General features: G+C 72.3%; 5 protein-coding genes. 3 read left to right on the forward strand and 2 right to left on the reverse strand.

The features are described 5' to 3' along the window. Positions 1 to 468: FAD-dependent oxidoreductase (locus tag DD1DGNOD_RS07190; protein WP_131769712.1), on the reverse strand; the 468-nt coding region annotated here is incomplete at its 3' end. A gap of 297 nt (positions 469 to 765) precedes the next feature. Between DD1DGNOD_RS07190 and DD1DGNOD_RS07195 the strand changes: the two genes are divergently transcribed. Together DD1DGNOD_RS07195 and DD1DGNOD_RS07200 are read left to right on the forward strand one after the other, a co-directional pair. Continuing rightward, the gene (locus DD1DGNOD_RS07195; RefSeq protein WP_131769713.1) at positions 766 to 1,935 is read left to right on the forward strand and encodes an acyl-CoA dehydrogenase family protein; all 1,170 of its coding nucleotides are present in this window, start codon (positions 766 to 768) and stop codon (positions 1,933 to 1,935) included. A gap of 31 nt (positions 1,936 to 1,966) precedes the next feature. Then, a complete protein-coding gene (locus DD1DGNOD_RS07200) occupies positions 1,967 to 3,103 on the forward strand; it encodes an acyl-CoA dehydrogenase family protein (protein ID WP_131769714.1) in 1,137 nt (378 codons plus the stop codon). 18 nt (positions 3,104 to 3,121) lie between these two features. Here DD1DGNOD_RS07200 and DD1DGNOD_RS07205 read toward each other — a convergent pair whose 3' ends face one another. Further along, the gene (locus DD1DGNOD_RS07205) at positions 3,122 to 4,789 is read right to left on the reverse strand and encodes a glycerol-3-phosphate dehydrogenase/oxidase (RefSeq protein WP_131769715.1); all 1,668 of its coding nucleotides are present in this window, start codon (positions 4,787 to 4,789) and stop codon (positions 3,122 to 3,124) included. Between DD1DGNOD_RS07205 and DD1DGNOD_RS07210 the strand changes: the two genes are divergently transcribed. Continuing rightward, positions 4,780 to 6,131 (forward strand): FAD-binding oxidoreductase (locus DD1DGNOD_RS07210; protein WP_241255522.1); only part of this gene is annotated, 1,352 nt, incomplete at its 3' end. The genes DD1DGNOD_RS07205 and DD1DGNOD_RS07210 overlap by 10 nt on opposite strands.

Raw genomic sequence — 6,131 nt, forward strand, 5'->3', positions numbered from 1 at the left:
CAGCGCGGGGACGGCACGCAGCGCGGCCCGCCTGGTCAGGTGACGGTGGTGCGGTACCTCCCGGCGGCCGCCGAGGGTGTCGTAGAGCACCATCCCGCTGCCGACGTAGGCGCGTTCCCACGCCCGGTGGGTGAGCGGGAACAGGAACGGAACCGGGTGGACGAGGTGTGGGCAGAGCGTGTTCAGTAGCAGCGCACGCTCCCGCAGTGCCTCACCGACCAGCGCCATGTTGAGCTGTTCGAGGTAGCGCAGCCCGCCGTGGATCAGTTTGCTGGACCGGCTGGACGTGCCGGCCGCGAGGTCACGGGCTTCGAGCAGCGCCACGGACAGCCCCCGGGTCGCCGCGTCGAGCGCGACGCCGGCACCGGTGACGCCGCCACCGATGACGACGACGTCGACGACGTCGGACTCCATCTGGCGCAGGGCGTCACCGCGGGTGGTGGGATTCAGCCGTGCCGGAACGATCATCGTGTTCCCCGTCCCCGGAGCGTGGAGGCTAGACGTGGCGCGGACAGGTCACATCGTGCCTGCCGCCAACAAGGTCCGCATGGTAGCTTGCTCAAGGTAATCGGCGGCCCAGGGCAATGATGCGTGCCGGGGCCTGTCCGGTGAATCTTCGATCGCGCGGATCGGCGGCCGGACGACCGGGCCACCCCACTGCGACCAGAGACCACCCCCACCCCACTGCCTTGTCGTCTCCACTGCCTTGTCATCGCCGACAGGCTCCCCTGTCGGCTCCTCCTCCGCCCTGCGGGAGGCTGCCTGATGGACCTCAGCTTCACCCCCGACGAGGAGCGGTTCCGCACCCAGCTGCGGGCCTGGCTCGCCGACAATGTCCCGCGGCAGTGGCGGTCGCCGTCGTTCTGGTCCACCGTCAGCGAGGCGGAGGCGTTCGAGCTGCGCAGGGACTGGGAGCGCGTCCGCTACCGTGCCGGCTTCGCCGGTATCTCCCTGCCCCGGGAGTACGGCGGCCGCGGCGGGACGCCGGGCATGCAGGCGATCCACGACGAGGAGACCGCGCGCGCCCGCGTGCCCCACTCGGTCAACCAGATCGGCCTGACCTTCCTCGTGCCCACCGTCATGGCGATCGGGACCGACGAGCAGAAGCGGGACATCATCCCCCCGATGCTGCGCAACGACGTCATCTGGTGCCAGGGCTTCTCCGAACCCGGCGCGGGCTCGGACCTCGCGGCCCTGCGCACCGTCGGCGTACTCGACGGTGACGAGTTCGTCGTCACGGGCCAGAAGGTCTGGACGACCAACGCCGCGCACGGAGACAAGATCTTCACTCTCGTCCGGACGGAACCCGGCTCGAAGCGGCACCACGGCATCTCCATGCTGCTGATCGACATGCACCAGGACGGGGTCGAGGCCCGGCCGCTGCGCCAGATGAGCGGCGCGAGCGAGTTCGGCGAGGTCTTCTTCACCAACGCCCGGGTGAAGGTCACCGACTGCCTCGGCGGCGTCGGCAACGGCTGGTCCACGGCGATGCTGCTGCTGTCGTTCGAACGCGGCGCCTCCGGCCTGGCCCAGTACACGGCGTTCCGCCGCCAGTTCGACGAGATCGTGGCAGCGGCCTGCGCCGAGCAGATCGACGACCCGGTCCTGCGCCAGCGGCTCGCCCGCCGGATCGTCGACCTCGAATGCCTGCGGTACCACGCCATGCACGTGCTCACCCAGGTCGAGCAGGGCGGGGAGCTCGGAGCCGAGTCGTCGCTGACCAAGCTCCAGTGGTCCCAGACGCATCAACAGCTGTGGGAGACCTTCGACGACCTGCTCGGCCCGGAGGCCACCCTGGCCCGGCCGCGTCCCGACGCGGACATGCGTTCCATGCACCGTGAGGCGATGTGGTCGCGTTCGGTCACCATCTGGGGTGGATCCTCCCAGGTGCAGCGCACCATCGTCGCCGAGCGCGTCCTCGGCCTTCCCCGATAGCCTTCGACAACCTTCAGCCGGACGGGCCATCATGTACTTTGCGCTGACCGAGGAGCAGCAGGCTCTCGGCGACACTGTCCGTGACTACCTTGCGGACCGGTTCGACCTGAAGGCCGTCCGGGCGGTCTTCGAGGACTCCGGCGGTGACGGCCACCCCGCCGAGCTGTGGAAGGCCGCGGGGGAACAGGGCTGGCTGGCCGTGCTCGTTCCCAAGGCCCACGACGGGCTCGGCCTCGGCCTGGTGGACGCTCAGGTGGTCGCCCGCGCCTTCGGTGCGGGTGTCGTCCCCGGGCCGTGGCTGCCCACGCTGCTCGCGGGGGAGGCCGTCCGCCTCGCCGGATCGGACGGGCACAAGCGCGCCCTGCTGCCCCGTATCGCCACCGGTGACCTGGTGGCCACGGTGGCGCTGCGCGGCCCCTCCGGTCGTTACGGCCCCTCGGGCGTGCGCGTCGCCGCCGATGTGGCGGGTCGGCTCACGGGGTCCGCGCTGCCCGTCGAATATGCCGAGGTCGCGCAGACCGTCGTCGTGGCCGCCACCGAGACGTCCGGGGACGTCGGGCTGTACCTGGTGGATCCGCGCTCGCCGGGTGTCACCGTGTCCGGGCTGGACAGCTACGACGGCACGGTGCGGACGGCGTCGGTGCTCCTCGACGCGGTGAGCGCGCAGCGGTTGCCGGGGTCGTCGACCGCCGTCTTCGCCGATCTGCTCGACCGGGCCGCCGTACTCACCGCCGCCGACCTCGTCGGTCTTGCCCGCGAGGCGCTCGTCCGCACCGTCACCTACGACCGCGACCGCGTGCAGTTCGGCCGGCCGGTCGGTTCCTTCCAGGCGCTCAAGCACCATCTCGCCGACCTGCACCTGGCCGTGACCATGGCCGGGCACGCGGTGCTGTATGCGGCTCACGCGCTGGACGTCGGGCTTGCCGACCGCCGGCTCGCGGTCGCCGTGGCCAAGAGCAAGGCCGGTGACACCGCCCGGGAGGTGACCGGGACGATGATCCAATATCACGGGGGGATCGGCTACACCTGGGAGCACGAGGCCCACTTCTTCTACAAGCGGGCCAAGCGCGAGGTCTACAGCTACGGAGACCCGGTTCAGCACCGTGAGCGGGTCGCGGCCCTTACCATCGGCGCGCCGTCCGCGCTGTCCGCGCCGCCTTTGTTCTAGTTTTGTTCTTATTTTGTCCTAGTTGTCGACCGCGAGGATCTGCTGTACCAGGGCCTCGGCGGCTGGAAGCGCCGCCCGGCGGTCGGCCGGTACCAGACCGATGCGGGTACGGCGGTCGAGCAGGTCGTCGGCGTCCAGGGCGCCCTCGTGCCGCAGCGCGAACAGCAGCTCCGCGCCGGTCACTTCGACGCCGGCGCACAGTGGCACGAGCAGCCCGGGATCGCCCCGGGCACCCTCGATCACCGCGGGAGCCTCGGTGCCGTAGCGGGCGACGAGCCTGGCCGGGGCGTCCACGGTGGCGAGCCTCGACCAGTCGGCCGCGCCGACCAGCGGCAGGTGCCGGGTACGGCACGGGCCCACGTCCAGACCACCGGTCCGTACCAACGTGTCCACGGTGTCGGCGGCCATCCGCCGGTAGGTCGTGAGCTTGCCCCCGACAACGGTGACCATGCCGCCGGGCGAGGTGATGACCGCATGGCGCCGGGACAGGTCCGCGGTGCGCCCGGCTCTACCAGCCAGCAGCGGCCGCAACCCGGCGAAGGCTCCCAGGACGTCGCCCCGGCCGACCGGCACCGCGAGAACGCTCGACAGCACGTCCAGCAGGTAGTCCAACTCGGCGGTGGTCGGCACCGGCACGTCGGCGACGGCGTCGACCGGTTCGTCGGTGATCCCGACATAGACGTGACCGTCCGGCTGGGGCAACGCGAACACGTACCGGTTACGCTCGCCGGGCACCGGGATGATGATCGCCGTTCGCAGGCCGTGGAAGACGGCGTCCGCCACGACGAGATGGGTTCCGCGGCTGGGGCGCAGGTGTACATCACCGCACAGCTCGCCGACCCACACCCCGGTGGCGTTCACCACGCTGCGGGATTTCAGCGTCACCGACGAGTTGTTCATGGTGTCGACGGCGATGGCACCGCTGCCGTCGGCCTCCCGCACCCGGCAGCGGGTGATGATGCGTGCGCCGTGCCGGGCTGCCGTCCGGGCGATCGCCACGACCAGGCGCGCGTCGTCGACGAGCTGACCGTCCCAGGTGAGCAGCCCACCGCGCAGTCCGGCCGCACGCAGCGCCGGCACCATGTGCCGGGTCTCGACGGCGGTCAGCCGCCGCGGCCCCGGCAGCACCGTCCGCGGGGTACCGGCGCTGCGGCGGAGCAGGTCGGCGACGTGCAGGCCGGCGTTGGCGGCAAGCGCGGCGGTGGCGGGGAAACCGGTCACCAGCGGGAGCACCATCGGCAGCGGTCGCACCAGGTGGGGCGCGGTGGTGCCCAGCAGGATGGCCCGTTCCCGGGCGCTCTCGCGGGCCAGCGCGATGTCGCCGCCGGCGAGATAGCGCAACCCGCCGTGGACGAGCTTGGAGCTCCAGCGGCTGGTACCGAAGGCCAGGTCGTGGGCTTCCACAAGAGCCACGGACAGCCCGCGGCTGGCCGCGTCCAGGGCTACCCCGGCGCCGGTCACCCCGCCGCCGATCACGAGGACGTCGACCACAGCACCGTCGGCGAGCTCGGTGAGATCCCGCTCGCGCTGCCGCCTGTTCAACGACGCCGTCCGGGACGCGTTCCGGTGTGGCGAGGTGACTTGGGACGGCGAGGCAGCCCGGAACGGCGACGCCGTCCGGCCAGAGGATGCGGGTTGTCGGTGGGACAGTGCATCCGGCGTGTCACGATGACGCTGTGACGACATCTGTCACAGTGTATGTGGTGGCAGCTTCGACAACGAACTGGAACGGAACGGTCTGGTGGGGCTGGGGCGCGCCCGACGCGCACACGCCGCTGGCCGAGGACATCCGTTCCCTGCTGGAGGCGGCCTTCGGCGTCACCCGCCGCGACACCCCGCCGGTGGGGCTGGACGAGCTGCGGCTGCCGGTGGCATCACTGTCCGTCGAAGCGAGCGAGGCTCTGGCGGGCGTGGTCGGGCCGGGCTGGGTACGTGACGACGCCGGCAGCCGCATCCGGCACTGCCGGGGCCGGTCCACCGCCGACCTGTTGCGCCTGCGCGCCGGTGACGCCCTCGACGCCCCGGACGCCGTCGTCCTGCCGGCGGATCACGACGAGGTTCTCGCCGTGCTGCGGGTGTGCGCCCGGCAGCGGCTGGCGGTGGTGCCCTTCGGCGGCGGGACGTCGGTGGTGGGCGGCCTGGCCCCGGCCCGGGACGGGTTCGCCGGCGTCGTCGCGCTCGACCTGGGGCGGATGGACCGGCTCACCGCCGTCGACGCGCAGTCGCAGATCGTCACCTGCGAGCCCGGTCTGCGCGGCCCGGCCCTGGAGGCCGCCCTTGCCGCGCACGGCTTCACCCTGGGTCACCTGCCGCAGTCGTGGGAGTACGCCAGCGTCGGCGGGTTCGCCGCGACCCGCTCCAGCGGTCAGGCATCCGCGGGCTACGGACGGTTCGACAGCCTGGTCGTCGGCCTGCGGATCGCCACTCCGGCCGGTACCTGGGAGCTCGGCCGCGCCCCGGCGTCCGCGGCCGGGCCCGATCTGCGCCAGCTCGTGCTCGGCTCCGAAGGAGCCTTCGGGGTCATCACGCAGGTACGGCTGCGGGTCCGGCCCGTGCCCGAGACGATCCGCTACGAGGGCTGGCGGCTGGCGGGTTTCACCGAGGGGACGGCGCTGCTGCGGGAACTGGCACAGCGGGATCTGCTCCCGACGGTCGCGCGCCTGTCGGACGAGGTTGAGACGGCCGCCGGGCTCGCCGGCGGTGGCGTCGGTGCCGACGGGGGCGGCTGCCGTCTGATCACCGGCTACGAGGGTCGCGCCGGGTGGGTCGACACGCGCCGGGCCGCCGTCGCCGAGGTGCTGGGCGCGGCCGGCGGGGTCCCGCTGGGAGTCCAGGCCGGCGCGGAGTGGGTGCGTGGCCGTTTCCGCGGCCCGTACCTGCGCGACGCCCTGCTGGACGCCGGCATGTTCGCCGAGACGCTGGAGACGGCCGGGTTCTGGTCGACCCTGCCGGACCTGTACGCGCGCGTTCGTGACGCCCTCGTCGCGGCCCTGGCCGCCGAACAGGCCGCCGAACAGGCCGCCGAACA

Origin of the sequence: Candidatus Protofrankia californiensis (assembly GCF_900634765.1) — a bacterium.
Lineage (GTDB): Bacteria > Actinomycetota > Actinomycetes > Frankiales > Frankiaceae > Protofrankia > Protofrankia californiensis.